General features: G+C 46.8%; 13 protein-coding genes. 12 read left to right on the plus strand and 1 reads right to left on the minus strand.

The window, feature by feature from the left end:
- The first annotated feature begins 250 nt into the window (after window positions 1-250).
- The 5 genes from FBY13_RS07555 to FBY13_RS07575 all read left to right on the plus strand — a co-directional run bounded on the left by FBY13_RS07555 (window position 251) and on the right by FBY13_RS07575 (window position 11,451).
- Window positions 251-1,183: a flagellin gene (locus tag FBY13_RS07555; RefSeq protein ID WP_145393864.1), complete on the plus strand. Its 933-nt coding sequence runs from the start codon at window positions 251-253 to the stop codon at window positions 1,181-1,183.
- A 330-nt stretch (window positions 1,184-1,513) separates the two neighbouring features.
- Window positions 1,514-2,446: a flagellin gene (locus tag FBY13_RS07560; RefSeq protein ID WP_145393865.1), complete on the plus strand. Its 933-nt coding sequence runs from the start codon at window positions 1,514-1,516 to the stop codon at window positions 2,444-2,446.
- Window positions 2,447-3,259: 813 nt separating this feature from the next.
- On the plus strand, window positions 3,260-4,165 hold the full coding sequence (locus tag FBY13_RS07565; RefSeq protein WP_145393866.1) for a flagellin: 906 nt from the start codon (window positions 3,260-3,262) through the stop codon (window positions 4,163-4,165).
- Between the two features lie 191 nt (window positions 4,166-4,356).
- On the plus strand, window positions 4,357-8,046 hold the full coding sequence (locus tag FBY13_RS07570; RefSeq protein WP_145393867.1) for a glycosyltransferase: 3,690 nt from the start codon (window positions 4,357-4,359) through the stop codon (window positions 8,044-8,046).
- A gap of 87 nt (window positions 8,047-8,133) precedes the next feature.
- The gene (locus FBY13_RS07575; protein WP_145393868.1) at window positions 8,134-11,451 is read left to right on the plus strand and encodes a glycosyltransferase family A protein; all 3,318 of its coding nucleotides are present in this window, start codon (window positions 8,134-8,136) and stop codon (window positions 11,449-11,451) included.
- A 138-nt stretch (window positions 11,452-11,589) separates the two neighbouring features.
- On the opposite strand, the gene rfbD is transcribed toward FBY13_RS07575, so the two are convergent.
- Window positions 11,590-12,435, minus strand: coding sequence for a dTDP-4-dehydrorhamnose reductase (gene rfbD, locus FBY13_RS07580; protein ID WP_145393869.1), 846 nt, complete (start codon window positions 12,433-12,435; stop codon window positions 11,590-11,592).
- A gap of 585 nt (window positions 12,436-13,020) precedes the next feature.
- Between rfbD and FBY13_RS07585 the strand changes: the two genes are divergently transcribed.
- The 7 genes from FBY13_RS07585 to tcyN all read left to right on the plus strand — a co-directional run bounded on the left by FBY13_RS07585 (window position 13,021) and on the right by tcyN (window position 18,966).
- On the plus strand, window positions 13,021-13,986 hold the full coding sequence (locus tag FBY13_RS07585) for an HNH endonuclease signature motif containing protein (RefSeq protein ID WP_063879958.1): 966 nt from the start codon (window positions 13,021-13,023) through the stop codon (window positions 13,984-13,986).
- 143 nt (window positions 13,987-14,129) lie between these two features.
- Window positions 14,130-14,852 carry an RNA polymerase sigma factor FliA gene (locus FBY13_RS07590; protein WP_063879957.1) on the plus strand — a complete coding sequence of 241 codons (723 nt, stop codon included), beginning with the start codon at window positions 14,130-14,132 and terminating at the stop codon, window positions 14,850-14,852.
- 51 nt (window positions 14,853-14,903) lie between these two features.
- Window positions 14,904-15,407 carry a flagella biosynthesis regulatory protein FliZ gene (fliZ, locus tag FBY13_RS07595; RefSeq protein WP_063879956.1) on the plus strand — a complete coding sequence of 168 codons (504 nt, stop codon included), beginning with the start codon at window positions 14,904-14,906 and terminating at the stop codon, window positions 15,405-15,407.
- A gap of 221 nt (window positions 15,408-15,628) precedes the next feature.
- Window positions 15,629-16,615, plus strand: a complete 987-nt coding sequence (locus tag FBY13_RS07600) for a D-cysteine desulfhydrase (RefSeq protein WP_145393870.1) — start codon at window positions 15,629-15,631, stop codon at window positions 16,613-16,615.
- Window positions 16,616-16,748: 133 nt separating this feature from the next.
- The gene (gene tcyJ / locus FBY13_RS07605; RefSeq protein ID WP_063879954.1) at window positions 16,749-17,549 is read left to right on the plus strand and encodes a cystine ABC transporter substrate-binding protein; all 801 of its coding nucleotides are present in this window, start codon (window positions 16,749-16,751) and stop codon (window positions 17,547-17,549) included.
- Window positions 17,549-18,217 carry a cystine ABC transporter permease gene (gene tcyL / locus FBY13_RS07610; protein ID WP_145393871.1) on the plus strand — a complete coding sequence of 223 codons (669 nt, stop codon included), beginning with the start codon at window positions 17,549-17,551 and terminating at the stop codon, window positions 18,215-18,217. Before tcyJ ends, tcyL begins: the two co-directional genes overlap by 1 nt.
- Window positions 18,214-18,966, plus strand: coding sequence for an L-cystine ABC transporter ATP-binding protein TcyN (gene tcyN, locus FBY13_RS07615; RefSeq protein ID WP_063879952.1), 753 nt, complete (start codon window positions 18,214-18,216; stop codon window positions 18,964-18,966). The genes tcyL and tcyN overlap by 4 nt, the downstream gene beginning before the upstream one ends.
- Window positions 18,967-18,984 lie beyond the last annotated feature (18 nt).

Raw genomic sequence — 18,984 nt, forward strand, 5'->3', positions numbered from 1 at the left:
TTATCCTTTACGAGGTTTACGCTAAGTAGAATGAGTATCGGCAGCGAGTGGTAAAAGATTAGCCTGTTCTTTAGAAAATCGATGGCTGGATAAGCAGCCTTTCTTTAATTGTCTTCATGGATTTGCCCATCTGAAAATTACTGTGTTTTTTTTCTAAAGGTTGAGTAGGTGCTGACGATAATCAGGTTATCGGTGAGCAAACCGAATTCAGACGCCTTAATCTGGCTCAATTTTTTAAAGGAAAAACATCATGGCAGTGATTAACACTAACACCCTGTCTCTGGTTACTCAGAACAACCTGAGCAAATCTCAGTCATCACTGGGAACTGCGATTGAGCGCCTGTCTTCTGGCCTGCGCATCAACAGCGCTAAAGACGATGCAGCGGGTCAGGCAATTGCTAACCGCTTCAGCTCAAACATCAACGGCCTGACCGTTGCAGCGCGTAACGCCAACGACGGTATTTCGCTGTCGCAGACTGCTGAAGGCGCACTGACCGAAGTCAACAACAACCTGCAGCGCGTACGTGACCTGACCGTACAGGCTCAGAACAGCTCTAACTCAGCCTCTGATATCGACTCGATTCAGTCTGAAGTTAACCAGCGTATGCAGGAAATCGACCGCGTTACCAAGCAGACCGATTTCAACGGTATCAAAGTGCTGAACACCGGCTCAGGCAGCACCACCTATAACTTCCAGGTTGGCGCGAAAGACGGCGAAACCATTGGTATCACCATCAGCTCAAGTGACGGTTTTGACCTGGCGGCTGCCGGTCAGTCTGGTACCACCCAGAACACCCGTGCTATGGGCACTGGCGATACCGTTAACGGTAACGCCCGTACCACTTCGGCGGTCGGCTTCGACGTACTGAAAGGTGCAGTAACGGGCGGCGCAACTGGTTCAGCTACCGGCACCACGCCGCTGGCCGATATCGACAAAGCGATTAAATCCGTCGACAACCAGCGCAGCCTGCTGGGTGCGTCTCAGAACCGTTTTGAGTCCACCATCAGCAACCTGAACAACACCGTGACCAACCTGACCGCGGCCCGCAGCCGTATTCAGGATGCGGACTACGCGACGGAAGTATCAAACATGTCCCGCGCGCAGATCCTGCAGCAGGCCGGTTCTTCTGTACTGGCGCAGGCCAACCAGGTACCACAGACCATGCTGTCTCTGCTGCGTTAATCGCCGCAAACCACGTATGACTAAAAACGCCCTCATTATTGAGGGCGTTTTTTCATCTATAAAGTATCAACGGCTGACAACATTGACAGGTTTTAGGCTGCATTGGAGGTTTCAATGCCTGTCTGGCAGATACCTCATGTAGTGTGAAGATGGCCTCTTCATGAAATATGAAATCCGTCTTACCAGCACGGGGCCGTTTTTACTGCAAAATGATCAAAAAACCTGACGAAAAATTAAAGTTTCAACGACAGCGGGCGATAACAATAGTGAAGGCGATAAAGCCGCAGGCCAAATACCTGACCCTGTCTTTCTTATTAAAGGATATTTATCATGGCAGTCATTAACACTAACACCCTGTCTCTGGTTACTCAGAATAACCTGAGCAAATCTCAGTCATCACTGGGTACAGCGATTGAGCGTCTGTCTTCCGGCCTGCGCATCAACAGCGCTAAAGACGATGCAGCCGGTGAAGCTATCGCTAACCGCTTTACTTCTAACATCAACGGCCTGACCGTTGCGGCCCGTAACGCCAACGACGGTATTTCGCTGTCGCAGACCGCTGAAGGCGCACTGACCGAAGTGAACAACAACCTGCAGCGCGTACGTGACCTGACCGTACAGGCTCAGAACAGCTCTAACTCAGCCTCTGACATCGATTCGATTCAGTCTGAAGTTAACCAGCGTATGCAGGAAATCGACCGCGTTACCAAGCAGACCGACTTCAACGGTATCAAAGTGCTGAACACCGGTTCAGGCAGCAGCACTTACAACTTCCAGGTTGGCGCGAAAGACGGTGAAACTATCGGTATCACCATCAGCTCAAGTGACGGTTTTGACCTGGCGGCTGCCGGTCAGTCTGGTACTGCCCAGAACACCCGTGCTATGGGCACTGGCGATACCGTTAACGGTAACGCCCGTACTACTTCAGCAATTGGTTTTGACGTACTGAAAGGGGCTGTCACCGGTGGGACCGGTGGTACTGCAACGGGTACTACGCCGCTGGCCGATATCGACAAAGCGATTAAATCCGTCGACAACCAGCGCAGCCTGCTGGGTGCGTCTCAGAACCGTTTTGAGTCCACCATCAGCAACCTGAACAACACCGTGACCAACCTGACCGCGGCCCGCAGCCGTATTCAGGATGCGGACTACGCGACGGAAGTATCAAACATGTCCCGCGCGCAGATCCTGCAGCAGGCCGGTTCTTCTGTACTGGCGCAGGCCAACCAGGTACCACAGACCATGCTGTCACTGTTGCGTTAATCGCTGCAATTGGTTTGAATTCAAAAAAGCCCACACTGATGTGGGCTTTTTTTATCACGAGAAAAAAACGCAGGGGAAGGTAATCATCAGATTTGGACATAGCCGTGTTAAATCCATTAAATTCATGCCGCCCCACACAATAATATGACTGCAATGGATGTCGTGAAGGCCGATTGAATTGCTGAGAACATCACAGAGGAACACGTTGTAGATGTCACCGTTGTTTATGCGTATGCATCCTTACTCAACTGAAAAATGAACTTATCACATCTCTGGCAACGCACATCCCACTTTCTGTAATTTAATGCCATTCCTAAACTATTCTGCCCTGATCGGTTACCAGTATGCATTGACTTACATAACGGGTATTAACTCAATGTAATTATCTAAAGGTATATGTATGTTCATTTTCAGGTAAAAGATTAAGTGGGTGAATTTTTTTTGAGTCTGGAAGACAATTTTTCCTTATAAAACAAAAATTTTATTATTTACACTTCGTGATAAACCTCGTGTTGTTATTAATTCTAGCGTAGCGGTAGCAAACCAGTCTTTAAAACTGATTACGTGACTTTGTTGATTTAACTCATTGAAAACATGATCCTTTAAATTTCCATGAGTGACGAGAACAGTTTCATTTACCCGCATGGCAGTTTTTCAAAGCCAGTGAGATCCTCATCTGAAATTGCGTATTTCATAGTGAAAAAATATCTCTCATGCATAAAGTTTTAATCGTATTGGGCGATAACAATATTGAAGGCGATGAAGCCGCAGGCCAAATCCGAACCCTATAATTCACTATGAAGGATAATTATTATGGCAGTTATTAATACCAATACCCTGTCTCTGGTTACGCAGAATAACCTGACCAAATCTCAGTCATCACTGGGTACTGCGATTGAGCGCCTGTCTTCCGGCCTGCGTATCAACAGCGCTAAAGATGACGCAGCGGGCCAGGCAATTGCCAACCGCTTCAGTTCTAACATCAACGGCCTGACCGTTGCTGCACGTAATGCCAACGACGGTATCTCTCTCTCGCAGACCGCTGAAGGTGCGTTGACCGAAGTCAACAACAACCTGCAGCGCGTGCGTGACCTGACCGTACAGGCTCAGAACAGCTCTAACTCAGCATCTGACATCGACTCGATTCAGTCTGAAGTTAACCAGCGTATGGAAGAGATTAACCGTGTGACTAAGCAGACCGATTTCAACGGTATCAAAGTGCTGAACACCGGTTCAGGCAGCAGCACTTACAACTTCCAGGTCGGCTCAAAAGATGGTGAAACAATCGGTATCACTATCAGTGCCAGTAACGGCTTCAACCTGTTTAACACTACAGGTGCGACTGCTTCAACTACCGGTCAGACCATTAACGGCAACGCACGTACTACATCAGCGGAAGGCTTCGATGTCCTGAGCGGAACGGTTAACGCGACAGGCGGCACCGATGGCAGCCCGCTGGCAGATGTGGATGCAGCAATTAAAGCCGTCGACAATCAGCGCAGTCTGCTGGGTGCGTCTCAGAACCGTTTTGAGTCCACCATCAGCAACCTGAACAACACCGTGACCAACCTGACCGCGGCCCGCAGCCGTATTCAGGATGCGGACTACGCGACGGAAGTATCAAACATGTCCCGCGCGCAGATCCTGCAGCAGGCCGGTTCTTCTGTACTGGCGCAGGCCAACCAGGTACCACAGACCATGCTGTCTCTGCTGCGTTAATCGCTGCAAACCACGTATGACTAAAAACGCCCTCAAATGTGAGGGCGTTTTTATTTAATCGATATAATTGCGCCGATTTATGGTAGCTATTTCCTCCCTTGATTCGCCTCTAACCGTAACACAATAGTCTGATATGAGTGCCACAGTTGCGCTCTGATTAGTGCTGACGCGTTACAATAAGAGGGATACAAATGGGCAGGCTTTTAATTAGCATCGATAAATTCGAGCGTTTCACCATGTCCGTAAGCGAATCGCTTGATGTTATCGATGTCTTTCTTTCTATGGGATGGCAGGTTGATGTCGTAACCAGTTCTCATGGTAAAGCACTGTCATTCGAACTCGAACGACTTCGTCAACATCAGTCATTCCGCATCATTAGTGATAAACAAGGTGAAATTACAAAGAGTTACCATCTGATATGGATATATCGTGGCTTTGTATCAGAAAAGCTTTTGTCACTTCTAAGTGACTTAACTTGCACTACGCCAGTCATATTCCGCCATTTTTATGATTACAATGATGTTTATATGCCTTGGGGCGCAGAACTCGAGAACCAACTTGCATCTGTGTCATTAAGCTTATCCCCCGTAATTTCTGAACGACTGATACAAAATGGCCTGCTGGAAAAAAATCTACACCTTTTACCCTACACCGCATCAGCGGAATTCAGTTTTTCTCGCTCATTGCGATCTCGAACTGAGATAAAGAAAATTCTCTACTTTGCTCCTGACATTTCTGCAGAAATGTATGAATTACAGCAGCAACTCAAATCACTATCGGTATCGATGGAATGGTTTGACTGCAGCAATCCGGTCAGTCGTATCTATGCAGACTGGCTGGATACCTATGATGTGATCATCGGTAGTGATGAGATAGTGCCCAAGGCGCTGATGCTAGGCATCCCTGTTTTCCTTGCCTCAACAAATTATGTAGAGGGCTATCTTGGTGAACACAATATCAATGAATTTGAATCGTCTCATTTTAATGTCCTTAATTTACGCTTTTGTCCAGATACTGATGAGTGGATTGAACTGCTCAAGAAAGGTTTCGACGCAGCTAAAAGTTGGACACTAGAAAACCAGTCAGAATTTCAAAAAAAATGGCAGCTTGCCCCGGCCATTCAGGCGCTCTTATCCATCCCGATGGAAGCACGCTGCTGGAAGATGAGTGAAAGTTCTCGACATGCTTTACGATTTCACAGCCAGTCTGTTTTGTCCTGGGTAGATAAAACGTACTCTATTGAACAGTGGCTAAAAGAGCGATGCATTACTAATGCACGTCGTCAGGCGTTACTCTCATTTATAGCCTCTGTGCCCGAGAGTGGCTATATAGCCGTAGTTATTATTGATGGAAAAGGCGATAGTCAGGCTTGTATTCGATCTTTAAATGCTATCAAAAAACAAACATTAGCTCCAGCGCTCATAGATCTCATCAGCGTTATCGACATTGACCTGGAAGAAGGGCGTATTGAACGTTGCAAAACCTCTTTGGTTGATGAGGTGAACGCAATAATTAATAAAGAAGGACACGCAGCAATATTATTGGTTATGGCTGGCGATGAACTATTGTCAGATGCTCTTCTGCTATTGGCTGAACAACGATTGCGTCATCCAAATCGATTTTTTTGGTATGGCGATGAAACCTATAATGATGCGATGAATGAGCCGGGTGTTGTGTTGCGTCCCGCCCCTAACATTGATTTGCTTCGCTGTACGCCATATGTCGGTCGAACCGTGTTATTTGATCGTCTCAAGGCAAGTAAACTGGGTGGTATGTCTGACATCAGTGTTGGCATGGGAATCTATGAACTCATGTGGCGCGCTGTTGAGCAGCAAGGCACGGAGGCAATAGGACATCTTGCCGAGGTTATTGTCAAAACAGATGAGTCTAATCGCTTTTGGTACGAAAATGAGGTGTCAACTCTTTCATATCAGAATGTTGTCAAGGCCCACCTGGATCGTCTTGGTGTACCTGCTGTAATTGAAAAGGGCAAAAACGCGGGCTTTTCTCGTGTAAGGTATCACTGGGAACAACGTCCTTTAGTATCAATAATTATCCCCACTCGTGACCATTTGACGCTACTGCGAGCTTGTATTGATTCGCTAATGGAAAAAACACGCTATCCCCATTACGAATTATTGATCGTGGATAATTTATCGACTGATCCTCAGGCCTGTGAATTTTTAGCGGAGTTGGAAGGGCTAAAATTAGAACAAATTAAATTATTGCGCTTTGACTCACCCTTCAATTTCGCTGCAATGAATAATAGGGCTGCAGAACGTGCAAACGGGGAAGTTCTGCTATTTCTCAATAATGACTGTCAGATTATTGAAGCTGACTGGCTTGATGCTCTAATTGAACATGCACTTCGCCCAGAAATTGCGCTTGTCGGGGCAAGGCTTGAGTATCACGATGGCCGAATCCAACATGGTGGTTATCTCCTCGGCACACAAAATGGCGTCGATAATCCCTGGGATGGGGCTGACGGTGAAGCCAAAGGATTTCAACGTTATTTACAGACCGAGCATAACCTTGGCGCCGTCAGTGCTGCATGCATGATGGTGCGAAAAGACGTTTTCTTCAATCTTAATGGCTTTGACGAACAAAACTATCCTCTCTACTTTGCTGATGTTGATTTAGGGCTACGTGCGCAGCAACAAGGCTACCTGAATGTATGGACTCCATGGGCGCGTGTTCGCCACATGGGCGGGGCAACGAGGCTAATGACAGAGAAGTTTCATATTCAGGAAAGGCCGCTCCTGCAAGATTACATCATGCTTCGAAGCCAGTGGCGCTCCGACCTTTTAAACGATCCCTGCTATCATTCTCACATGCAGCGCATGGGAAAAGCCTTTACGTTGGGTCCGGGAACAGCGCGTTTTCAGCAACCCCTACCTGGCCGTCCATTGCCTGTCGTTTTGGCTCATCATGTAGATTGGCAGGGGTGTGGAAACCACAGAATTTTGCAGCCTTTTAAAGCCATGGAAAGTCATTTTATGATAGAAGGGGGCATGACACAGGATATTCCCGGTGTCATGGAAGTGGCGCAATTACAGCCTGATGTCATTTTACTGGAGTCACTTAGCGGTAGCCGTTTTCCTTCAATAATGAGTCAGTACCGGGACGTTTGTGATGCAAAAATTGTTGTTGAGTATGACGATTACTTACTAAACGTCCCACTAAAAAATGGAAATCGTAATCATTTTCCCCAGCACATTATAAAAAATCTTCGACGTGTGATGGAGTGTGCTGACTGGGTTGTTGTTTCGACTGCACCACTTGCAGATGCCTACAGTCGCTTCCATTCGGATATTCGAATCGCTCAAAACAGGCTTGCAGAAAAACAGTGGGGGCATTTGCTTAGTCAACGAGGAATGGGTAAAAAAATTCGCGTCGGATGGGCGGGCGGGGGAACGCATGCCGGTGATTTAGAGATTCTGTTGCCTCTAATAAAAGCAATGGAGGATAAAGTGGAATGGGTCTTCATGGGAATGAAACCGCGAGGAGTGCAATGCGAATTTCATCCAGGCGTTCCATTTAATATGTACCCAGAAAAACTGGCGAGCCTGAATCTTGATCTTGCTTTAGTCCCCTTGACAATAAACCATTTTAACGAGTGCAAAAGCAATTTACGTCTGCTTGAAATTGGCACGTGTGGTGTTCCAATTATTGCAACAGATATAGCACCTTATCGCTGCGGCTTGCCTGTAACGCTGGTCGAAAATCGTTTTAAAGACTGGATGGCAGCAATCAATGCTCATCTGCATGATATGGAAACAACTTACCGCTTAGGCGATCAACTAAGAGAATCAATTCATAACGAATGGTACTTACGCGGTAATGGCCTTCACGACTGGCAAGAGGCATGGAGCCAAATTTAATGAGCGTTAAAGTAAGCAGAAATGATGATGCCGCATTCACAGGATGCAAATTTATATATCTGAATTTGGGATAAAGGAAATAACACCATGACATTAACGCACCCTTACTACATACTTTCTCCTGATTACAGAGAGTCGTCAGGCGGCATCCAGGTACTGCACAAACTATGCCATCGGATTAATTCTGAGGGGGGGGAAGCCTATATGGTAGGTTGTCAATTGACAAATCCCCGTTGGAATACGCCACTCCTTGATGAAGCGTCTTATGCACGGCATGTTAATGAGAACTGTCCCGGGATCGCTGTATATCCAGAAATACAATCAGGTAATCCTCTTCAGGCCGAAGTTGTAGTGCGTTACATGTTGAATCATGAAGCTTTACTTAACGGAAATAAGATGGATGAGGGCGTTGAGGATTTCATTTTCTGGTACAGTTCTCAATTAATAGTGAATGAAATAAATGTCGATTTTTTGACCTTAGTAGGCCCTGATAAAGAACTTTTCTTTGATGATGATAGAGAGAAAACACTAAATTTATTATATCTAAACAGGGTTCCTGAAAGCGCTATAAACTTTAGTGAACTTCCTGACGATATCGAAATAATCTCTATTCAAAACCCCCTGCCATTAGATGAACTTGCTAATAAATTACGACAGGCTAAGGTTTTTTATACCTATGAGTGGTCAGGGACCTGTAATTTAGCGGCTATGTGCGGGGCTCCTGTCGTTGCAAAAATAGCAAAAGGATACGAGAAATTAGCAATTGGTAACGCTGCGATAGTTGATATGGGTGGTGGTGGTGTTGCCTGGGCTGATGATTCGAACAGTCTGGAAAAAGCGCGAAGTGAGTTATATAAAGTTCATCTGCATATAAAAAAATTTGATGATGAATTCATTGCTCAACTCAATGTTTTTTTTGAAAAAACACAGCGTAGGGCACAAGAAAAATCTGCTTTACGTATTTATGATGAAGTGAGTTGGTTGAAAAATATTCATCAACACTACAATGATAGTCAGATTTCACAAGACCTGATAAGCCAGAAAATTAATTTTCTGGTAATTGTTGATGATAATGCTGAGAGGAAAGATCCGGATAATAAAAGCCTGGGTTTAAATAAGTTGCTAAATATTGATGTGGGTTTTGTGAATGCGCAAAATGAGTTTAGTGGAAAGTTAGAGGATTACTTTGCTTTTCCTGACGCAACTACTTTCATAATGCATGATACTGACATGCTGCACACTAACATGTTTTTATCTGCACTTTCTGTATTCAATGAATGTGTAGCAGAAATTGGTATGTTTGATAAGAGCTACCGTTTTCCATCCGGAGAAAATGCCCCCTTTTTTTCACCCGGTATTAATCCTGATTTGATTTTGCAAATGCCAGGATTAATGGGAAAGCATTTTTTGCTTCGTAATGGCAAACTTTTGGAACGTTTTCTTGAACCCGGAACAATTTTTGCTGACGCAGAACTACGCTTTTTATCTGTCTTAATCAGACTTAATCTAACGTCAAGCATGATACATATTCCACTCGCGATTGTTTGTGCTCAAACAAATAGTGTTGAGGTTACAGAATCAAATTTGGCGACGATAAAAAAACACTATCATGAATCAGGTAGTAAAAATTTTAGTGTCGTGAAAAATAATTTTGCGACTGTTAAAATGATGGATGAACAATGCTGTGTGGATAAATATACTATTATTGTTTATGGATACAATAATCTTGATAGCTTGCAGAAAACGATTCTTTCATGCCTGGAAACACTTGATGGCATCGATTATCAATTCATCGTTATTCATGAAGACAAGACTTATCCAGAGTGTGATTTATGGTTAAATAATTTAATCGAAGTAGATTCAGCAAGGTTCAAAATTCATAAGTCGAAAAATGATATTGCCATTTCCGAAAAAATAAATTTGGTTGTTTCTGAATGTGAGACTGAGCATTTTCTCCTGGTCAGTGCAGGCATGATTTTTTGTAATAATGGGTGGCCTCGCACAATGCTTAAACACTTGAAGCGTGACACTATCGCTGCAGTGGGTGGGAAATTGACGTTAGAAAATAACCTTATTTATAGTGCTGGTCAGGAAATTATACCGCATGTAGGAATTTACAATCAGGGATATGGTGAAGCGCTTTCTGCTCAGGGCCCCTGGATGAAGTTGATCGTTGATCGTAATGTTTCGAGTTTGAATGCGGCCTGTATTTTGTTTAAAACCCGTAGTTTCATTATGGCAGGCAAACTCGACGCACGCTTTCAACTGTTACAATCGGCTGTGAGTCATCTTTTAATGTGTTTCTGTCAGCATGGTCTTTTTAATGTGGTGGCTCATGAGGCAGTAATGACATACGAAGGAAATGATATAGCAAAGCTCATCCACCTTCCGCATCAGGACAGTGCGCTAATTGATGAAACATTCTTTCTGGCTGAGGGTGTCGATCCTTTTGCTTGTAAAGCTTATAACTTCCACGATGATCATTACAGACTTGAAAAAAATCTCTCTCTCTACCCTCTGCGACTTCATCGTAAAGGCGTTGTTTATCTCGATACGGTTAATAACACTGAGACCCAACTCCGCGGGGATACGTTATCTCGTGCGTTTTCATCACAGGGTATAAATGGATTCGCCTCAGTTAGTAATGGATTGACTGCTAATGAAATTGCAAGTCTCGGTGCATGCTATTTCATTTATAACGATATTATGGCTCCAGAGTTGATAAAACATCTCTCGCTAAAAAAACAGAAGCAAGCAGGATTTGTTATATTGGATGCAACAGTATTCTACGATTACAGTAAACATAATCTATTAAATCTAAAAGAAATCATCTGCAAGCTTGATATGGTTATTGTACGTAACATTGAAGCGGAACAGTTCTTCTCTACAATGAACGAAAACGTGATTAATATTCCTGATGATGTTGTAATTGAGTCTTTACTTACAGAAAAAACAATACATAACAAGCCTAGGGTTGCCCTTGCTTTACATTCACTTCGAGAGAGTGATTGGCGTTTTTTATTACCTGTTATTCAGCACTATTCTGAGAGAATTGACTGGATTATTTATGGTGAATGCCCCGCGGAACTTAAACCAAATATTAAAGAATATCACCGGAAAGTCGTAAAAAAAGACTTCTTTGGCACGCTCTTGCACCTCAATGCTGATTTAGCATTAGCACCACTCGAAAGAGGGAATTTTAACAGACATAAGGGTGCCTTTGATGTATTAGCCTGGCAGGCTTTGGGTGTACCATGTTTTGCCAGTGATGTTATGCAATACGATTCTCTGACAGGGATTAAAGTTATCAAAAACAAAGCGTCTGAATGGAAATATGCTCTGCAAAAATATCTGGAGCAAGCCTATGTCCTTAAAAGCGAAGCGATGATTTTTAATCAAGAATAGTTTTTTTTAAATGCGAATTTAATTCAAGGGATTTGATGTCAGGTTGGTTTTAATATTCAAATTCGCATCGGATATGTCCAGGTGTTGGATATCTCCAGTTTTCAAGCCTGTCATGTTATGCAGGCTTGACTGGTCATACTAACAATAGGCAGGAGTTGGAACAACAAGACGAAGCGCAGCTTCCCAATTTGATGGGGAAATACCAAGATCACGAATTTTTTCGCAACTCAGAACACTGTTCGTTGGTCTTAAGGCATTGGTAGGATAACTACCGCTATCAATGCCTTTTACAATTACGTCGTATTGGGCAATGATGAAGATGGTTTGAGCAAATTCACACCAACTAACTTTTTGGTCGCCACAAAAATGATAAATTCCCTGACTTTCAACGCGCTCGGCAAGTTTTATCATTGCCAGTGCCACATCTCCGCCATAAGTTGGGCAGCCAAACTGATCATTAACGACTTTAATTTCGCCGTGCGATTTAGCCAGTTTTAATATCCTTTGGACAAAGTTGTCACCATATTCACTAAATATCCATGAAGCCCGCAAAATTACAGCATTAGGTAAAATATTTAATATGCGAGTTTCACCTTCCCACTTGCTCAAACCATAGAAATTAATAGGGCAGGGTGAGTCATCTTCATTATAAGGCGTTTTTTTTCTGCCATCGAATACGTAGTCTGTAGAGATATGGATAAGGCGTGAACCATATTTTCTGGCAACAAGTGCAATATTTTCGGCGCCAAGCGCATTTATTTTCATCGCTCTGACGCGGTCGGTTTCAGCTTTGTCTACTGCTGTATAGGCCGCTGCATTCATTATCACATCAGGCCGGAATTTTTTTACAATCAGTTCAATTGCAGATCTTTTAGTAATATCAAGTTCCGCTGACCCACACGCCAGGGTAATCCAGTCTGTGGGAAAGCGATCCAGTATGCAGCGGCCCAGTTGACCATAAGCACCTGTTAGTAAAACGCGCATCAGAGCGACTCCTGCGGTAATGTTCCTTGCTGATCATTTGCACACAGTATCAACAGCAGTACTGGCGATAGAAAAGTCACTTTGCGGTTATTCCTCATTTGGCAGGTGTGGTCCTTTAGGTAATTGTTTCAGCAAGGTTTCCTGGAAGCCCTGATCTCAGGCCATGCCCCTTAACTCTCTGGAAATTGTCACCCGTTCTACAATCAACCCATTTACGATGGGCATGTATGACGTCCCCGCTATTCACTTCCTCTAGAACCGGTCTACGCTTGCAGAGTGATGATGAAAGAATACGAGCTTGCAAGTGAAACTAATGGCAAGAATAACCGATAAAAAAGCAGGTAAAGTAAAGGATAAGCAACAGACACAGCGCACAAGCGGAAAAGACACCCGGTCATCCGCGACGAAAATACCTGTTTTCTCGCGTAATAAGGCAAATGTGACGTACTAAAACGGCAGGATTTTAATCCGGACGGGGAAATAATAAAAAAGTCATCGCAGCGTTACAGTTCATTACAACTATGCCGATAATCCCCTTCAGAATGACTCTCATTTTGATATAACTTTTCATGTTCTGGGGTGGTTATGCGCTTTAACTATGACCTGCTTCCGGGCGAACGCCTTTCTTTTGAAGAGATCGCCCGGCGTTATGCACAGCAATACCCTGATGAGAAAGAACTGACGGCGCGTGCGCTGCTGAGTCCTTCAACCAGCTATCGGACGTTAAAAATTCGTGCTGTCTTTGCTCAGGAAGAGAGTAACAGTCCTCTGGAAGACCTGTTGTTCATTGCTAACGACAATGAACGGAAAAACTATTTGCGCCGTTTTGAGTACTACCTTAAACAGCAGCAGCCTTTTCACTATTTTCGCCGTGGAAAAGAGGATGAGGATAATCGCTGGAAGGTGATAGGGAAAAGCTATGTCTATGCCATGGTCGATCCCCATTCTGCGCAGGCGCAAAACCTGATCAACAGCCGGGGTTATAAACTGGTTTTGATGCGTGAAGATGAAGAAGATGCCTGGTGGCAGCTGTTCAACGTGCAGTCTAACCCCTGTTTCCCGCAGTCTCGTCGCATCCAGTTTATTGTGGTACTGAGCACGCCCGAACACAAGATTCCGGCTGCAGTTATGCCTGGTACTGAAGTGGGGCGGCGTGTCAAAGCCAAAGTGTTGCAGAAAGCCAGCCAGTCAGAATTTATGGCGGCGGTAAAAGCGCGCTACGGTGCCTGTATTATTACCGGAACCAGCCTTCTCGACCCGCATCTGTGGCCGTGGGTTGAGGCCTGCCATATCGACACACGAGAAAACGATGAGGGTTTTCTGGCAGACAACAGTGTGGATAACGGGTTGTTCCTGCGCAGCGATTTACAGCGGCTTTTTGTCAACAAAATGATAAGCATTGATGGTGATTCCGGGCAGGTGCGTTTTCATGCGGATGAAAAAACGCGTGAAAGCATTGGTCCGTTTTATCAGGAGATGGAAGGGCAGGTTTGTGCACTGTGGGAAAACGTGCCATCCGCAACCCGCCAGCGTTTACTGTCATTACGTTAGTCTGTCTGTACAGAGCGGAACCTTCCGCTCTGAAACATCACAAATTTGAAATAACCTTGGTTTATCCCGCCTATTCAGCCAATCAAAAGCCCTACAGAATTGCATAATCATGCCGATAACTTCATTAACGCAGGGTAGTCAACGTGAACGATCTCTATACCGCCGATGGCGTGATGGACAAACATTCGCTCTGGCAGCGCTACGTCCCACTGGTACGTCATGAAGCACTGCGCTTACAGGTCCGCCTGCCAGCCAGTGTTGAACTTGACGACCTGCTTCAAGCCGGGGGCATTGGTCTGTTGAATGCGGTGGAGCGCTATGACGCGCTTCAGGGTACCGCCTTTACCACGTATGCAGTACAGCGCATTCGTGGGGCCATGCTTGATGAGCTTCGCAGCCGGGACTGGGCGCCGCGTAGCGTCAGACGAAATGCTCGTGAGGTAGCCGGGGCTATGCATCAGGTCGAACAGATGCTGGGTCGGGCCGCTTCTGAACAGGAAGTCGCGCAACAGTTGAATGTTTCGATAGAAGAGTACCGGCAGATTCTGTTGGATACCAACAACAGCCAGCTCTTTTCGTACGATGAGTATCGAGAAGAACACGGTGACAGTGCGGAACTGGTGACGGAAGGGCACGAAGAGGCCAATCCACTTCATCAGTTAATGGAAGGGAGTCTGCGTGAACGCGTCATTGAAGCGATCGAGGCTTTGCCCGAGCGCGAGAAGATGGTGCTGACACTGTACTACCAGGAAGAACTGAATCTGAAAGAGATTGGCGCGGTACTTGACGTGGGGGAATCCCGAGTCAGCCAACTGCACAGTCAGGCGATAAAACGCTTGCGTGCCCGACTTACGGGAGCGCGCTAGAAGGCTCAGTTCCTGGCGATCTATAAATAATAAGAAATCGGGGACTCAACAGTGGGAGCCAAAACCAAAGCCAGACCTTTAAGTCGTTATCTTAAAGACTACAAACACAGCCAAAACAATTGTTCACACTGTGGCAAAGTATTAGACCGTATGGCGCTGGTCTTTCGTGGCCAGATCATCAATAAAGAGGCCATCGCACGGATGGACCAAATGATTGATGAGCCGCTTTGGCTAAAACTGCAGCCAGAATTAACGGCACTTTGTCGTTTTTGCAGCGATATTTTTTGTAATACGCATCCTAATTATTTTGACATCATGGCCTTCAAACAATATCTGTTTGAACAGACTGAAATGAGCCCAAGCACCATTCGTGAATATGTGGTTCGCTTACGTCGGCTTGACGATATGTTGAAGGCCAGAAATTTTCCGGCTGAAAAACTCACAGGCAATAGCTGGCATCAATGCCTGGAAGAAGACTTACCCGATGCAGGTAATAACAATTATCGTATTGCGCTTCGTAAGTACGACCAGTTTTTGGGCTGGCAGCAACGTTAAGGGATCGGGTAAAAGTGTCAGGCAGGTTTTCCTCTGACATTCTGTCTCCCACCCCATTTTCCCCTGTCCACAGGGGGAAAATGGGGAAGTTGTGTAACAGCAAGTGGATACTTGCCCGACCGCTTCTCCGTTCATCACCTGAGTTTGAATTCAGGATGATCCTTTCTGCATCTTCTGTAACACTGTAAAGATCACTGCTCTGTGCCCAACTGGAGGCCGCATTGTCTTTACATCTTATTCATCAGTTTCCCCGTATCGAACTTCTGGGCGCACCGACGCCGTTAGAATACCTGCCGCGATTATCGGACCATCTTGGCCGCGACATCTTTATCAAACGTGATGACGTGACGCCGCTGGCGATGGGCGGCAACAAGCTGCGTAAGCTGGAGTTTCTGGCCGCAGATGCCCTGCGTGAAGGCGCAGATGTGTTGCTGACTGCGGGTGCCATTCAGTCAAACCATGTGCGGCAGACGGCGGCGGTCGCCGCAAAACTGGGCCTGAAATGCGTAGCGTTACTGGAAAATCCGATTGCGACTCAGAGTGAAAACTACCTGACCAATGGTAATCGCCTGATGCTGGACCTGATGGATGTTGACGTGGTGATGGTCGATGCCCTGACCCATCCCGCTGCGCAGCTGGCGGAACAGGCGGAACGTCTGGAGGCGCAGGGTTTCCGGCCTTACGTGCTACCTGTGGGCGGCTCAAATGCACTGGGTGCGCTAGGTTACGTGGAATGTGCCCAGGAGATTGCGCACCAAAGTGAAGGCGTAGTGGATTTTGCGGCGGTGGTCGTGGCGTCAGGCAGCGCCGGAACCCATGCGGGCCTGGCCATAGGACTGGAGCAGCTCTTGCCAGAGACCGATTTGGTTGGCGTAACCGTGTCGCGTAAAGTCAGTGAGCAATTGCCTAAGGTTGAAGAACTACGTCAGGCGCTGGCGACGCAGTTAGCCGTGCAGGCGCAGGCACCTATAACGCTATGGGATGAGTATTTTTCTCCGCGCTACGGCGAGCCGAATGAAGAGGGCATGGCGGCGGTGAAAATGCTGGCCCGTCTTGAAGGCATTTTTCTTGATCCCGTTTATACCGGTAAAGCGATGGCCGGTCTTATTGATGGGATTAACCAGAATCGTTTTCGCCGTGAAGGCCCGTTGTTGTTTGTGCATACAGGCGGTGCACCGGCGTTATTTGCTTATCACCCTTCGGTCTGAGACGCAGCGCAAAAAAGGGTTATAATTCAGGCGTTATTTTGACGTCTTATGCGAAATAACGCCCATAATGACAGAGCGGCAAACCGTGTTTAGCCGCTTAACACCACACTGATAAATAATAAATGGGGTAAACATGGCTTTTTCACAGATTCGTCGCCAGCTGGTGACGGGAATGATGGCTGTTGCGCTGGTTGCAGGCGTTAGCGTTAAAACTTTTGCGGCGGAGAATTTACTGGCGCAGGTTAAAAGCAAAGGCGAGCTGCGTGTGGGCCTGGAAGGCACCTATCCCCCTTTCAGTTTTCAGGATGAAAAGGGCAAGCTGACGGGTTTTGAAGTGGAGTTCGCCCAGGAACTGGCGAAACACATGGGGGTGAAAGCCGAGCTTAAACCGACCAAGTGGGATGGCATGTTAGCCGCCTTAGATTCCAAACGTATCGATGTGGTGATCAATCAGGTCACGATCTCCGATGAGCGTAAAAAGAAGTATGACTTCTCTACGCCCTATACCATTTCAGGTGTGCAGGCGCTGACGCTGAAGAAAAACGCGGGCAGCATTACCAAACCAGAGGATCTGGCCGGTAAGAAAGTCGGTGTAGGCCTGGGGACGAACTACGAACAGTGGTTACGTGCCAACGTCAAAGGCGTGGATATCCGTACTTACGATGATGACCCAACCAAGTATCAGGATCTGCGTTCTGGTCGCGTTGATGCGATTCTGGTCGATCGTCTGGCAGCCCTGGATCTGGTGAAGAAAACCGGTGATACCATGGCGGTAGCCGGTCCGGCATTCTCCCGTCTGGAAGCGGGCGTGGCAATGCGCAAAGGCAATGAAGACTTGCTGAAAGCGATCGATCAGGCCATTGCGGACATGCAGAAAGACGGCTCACTTAAAAAGCTGTCAGAGAAATGGTTTGGCGCGGACGTAACGAAATAATGCAGGAAAGTTTACAACTGGTGCTGGATTCAGCACCTTTTTTACTTAAAGGCGCGTTGTTCACGCTACAGCTCAGTATCGGCGGGATGTTCTTTGGGTTGATACTGGGCTTTTTGCTGGCCCTGATGCGTTTATCGCGCTTCTGGCCGGTAAACTGGCTGGCGCGTATCTATGTGTCCATCTTTCGCGGCACGCCGCTCATCGCGCAGCTGTTTATGATCTACTACGGTCTGCCGCAGTTTGGCATTGAGCTGGACCCCATTCCGTCGGCGATGATTGGGTTATCGCTGAATATGGCGGCCTATGCATCGGAGTCGCTGCGTGGCGCAATTGCAGCGATTGAGCGTGGTCAGTGGGAAGCGGCTGCCAGTATCGGCATGACGCCGTGGCAAACCCTGCGTCGGGTTATTCTGCCACAGGCTGCCCGCACCGCGTTGCCACCCCTGGGAAACAGCTTTATCAGCCTGGTAAAAGATACGTCACTGGCCGCCACCATTCAGGTTCCTGAACTGTTTCGCCAGGCGCAATTGATTACCTCGCGTACCCTGGAAGTGTTCACCATGTACCTGGCGGCTTCGCTGATCTACTGGGTGATGGCCACCGTGCTGTCAGCATTGCAAAACCGTCTGGAAACCCACGTTAACCGTCAGGATCAGGAGGCGAAATGAGTGCAATCGACGTTCGCCAGTTGGTGAAAAAGTTTAACGGACAAACGGTACTGCACGGCATTGACCTTGACGTCGCGCCCGGTGAAATCGTCGCCATCATCGGCCCCAGCGGCTCGGGCAAAACCACGCTGTTACGCAGTATTAACCTGCTTGAAGTGCCTGACGCCGGTCGCATTAAAGTGGGGGATATCACCATTGATGCCAGCCAGGGCATCCACAAGCAGAAAGAGCAGGTGCGCCTGTTACGCCAGCAGGTGGGCTTTGTCTTTCAAAACTTCAACCTGTTTCCCCATCGCTCGGTACTGGAAAATATCATTGAAGGGCCGGTGATTGTAAAAGGTGAAGCAAAGGCGGACGCAATTGCCCGCGCGCGGAGCCTGCTTGAAAAAGTCGGGCTTCACGGTAAAGAAGACAGCTACCCAAGGCGTCTCTCCGGCGGTCAACAGCAGCGTGTTGCGATTGCCCGTGCGCTGGCAATGCGACCCGAAGTGATTTTGTTTGATGAGCCGACGTCTGCGCTGGACCCGGAGCTGGTGGGCGAGGTGCTGAACACTATCCGCGCGCTGGCGCAGGAAAAGCGTACTATGGTGATTGTCACGCATGAGATGAGTTTTGCCCGCGACGTCGCCGACCGCGCCATCTTTATGGATCAGGGACGCATCGTAGAACATGGACCGGCTAAAGCGCTGTTTAGCGATCCACAGCAAGCGCGGACTCGACAATTTCTCGATAAATTTCTTAATCAATAAACGTCGACGCCGCCGGAA

This window comes from Pantoea sp. SJZ147, assembly GCF_007828605.1.
Taxonomy (GTDB): Bacteria; Pseudomonadota; Gammaproteobacteria; order Enterobacterales; family Enterobacteriaceae; genus Pantoea; species Pantoea allii.

Coding starts and splice junctions, on each gene's coding strand:
- rfbD (WP_145393869.1), bottom strand. CDS start 12,435: ATGCGCGTTTTACTAACAGGTGCTTATGGTCAACTGGGCCGCTGCATA.
- tcyJ (WP_063879954.1), top strand. CDS start 16,749: ATGGCTTTTTCACAGATTCGTCGCCAGCTGGTGACGGGAATGATGGCT.
- FBY13_RS07560 (WP_145393865.1), top strand. CDS start 1,514: ATGGCAGTCATTAACACTAACACCCTGTCTCTGGTTACTCAGAATAAC.
- FBY13_RS07575 (WP_145393868.1), top strand. CDS start 8,134: ATGACATTAACGCACCCTTACTACATACTTTCTCCTGATTACAGAGAG.
- FBY13_RS07565 (WP_145393866.1), top strand. CDS start 3,260: ATGGCAGTTATTAATACCAATACCCTGTCTCTGGTTACGCAGAATAAC.
- tcyL (WP_145393871.1), top strand. CDS start 17,549: ATGCAGGAAAGTTTACAACTGGTGCTGGATTCAGCACCTTTTTTACTT.
- FBY13_RS07585 (WP_063879958.1), top strand. CDS start 13,021: ATGCGCTTTAACTATGACCTGCTTCCGGGCGAACGCCTTTCTTTTGAA.
- tcyN (WP_063879952.1), top strand. CDS start 18,214: ATGAGTGCAATCGACGTTCGCCAGTTGGTGAAAAAGTTTAACGGACAA.
- FBY13_RS07555 (WP_145393864.1), top strand. CDS start 251: ATGGCAGTGATTAACACTAACACCCTGTCTCTGGTTACTCAGAACAAC.
- FBY13_RS07570 (WP_145393867.1), top strand. CDS start 4,357: ATGGGCAGGCTTTTAATTAGCATCGATAAATTCGAGCGTTTCACCATG.